Raw genomic sequence first — 792 nt, forward strand, 5'->3', positions numbered from 1 at the left:
ATAAAACATATTTATGTGTAAATTTGTTTTTTAAATTTTTTAATAGGTTAAACACTATATCATCTACCAAAATTATTTGATCTATATTTTGACGATAATTGAATATATAATTGCATACACATTCTATAATTAAAATAATTTACATGTTGAACGTTAACAAATTTATTGATCAAATTTCCCCACTTATTAATAACAGCAACCCACAATACTCAACACTCAATATTGCTCTAGGTTTCGACGACAATTACGCAATGCCTGCCGGTGTTGCAATGTTATCAGTAATAAAAAACACGCCAAATTATAATCTTCATTTTCATTTATTTATTGATAATGTCTCTGATAAAAATATTGAAAAATTCAAAAAACTAAGCTGTAGTAATGTGTCGATTACGCTTTATTATTTGAATAATAATTTTATTATAAATCCTAAAACACTTGTTCTACATATAACTAATGTATCAACTTGTATTCGTTTTATCATGCCCAATTTTCTTTCCTCAATAACTGATAAATTAATTTACCTTGATAGTGATGTAATATGTTTACAATCATTAGCACAAATATTTGAGTACAATATTGAAGATTATATTGCTGGCGTAGTAAGCGATACAAAAGATATGCAACAAACAATAAGTAAAATGTATCACATTGATTCAAAAAGATATTTTAATGCAGGCGTTCTTTTGATAAACACAAAAAAATGGTGTGATGAAAATATTTCTGAAAAAGCGCTAGAATTGATCAATAATGGAAATATATATAAATTTGCGGATCAAGATGTTTTAAACATTT

Annotated in this window: 1 protein-coding gene; it reads left to right on the forward strand. The window is 25.5% G+C overall.

Annotated elements, in window-relative coordinates:
- Positions 1–251: 251 nt before the first annotated feature.
- A partial coding sequence (locus tag A9G42_RS05990) for a glycosyltransferase family 8 protein (RefSeq protein ID WP_179854622.1) occupies positions 252–792 on the forward strand: 541 nt, incomplete at its 3' end.

This window comes from Gilliamella sp. Nev6-6, from assembly GCF_001690605.1.
Lineage (GTDB): Bacteria > Pseudomonadota > Gammaproteobacteria > Enterobacterales > Orbaceae > Gilliamella > Gilliamella apicola_C.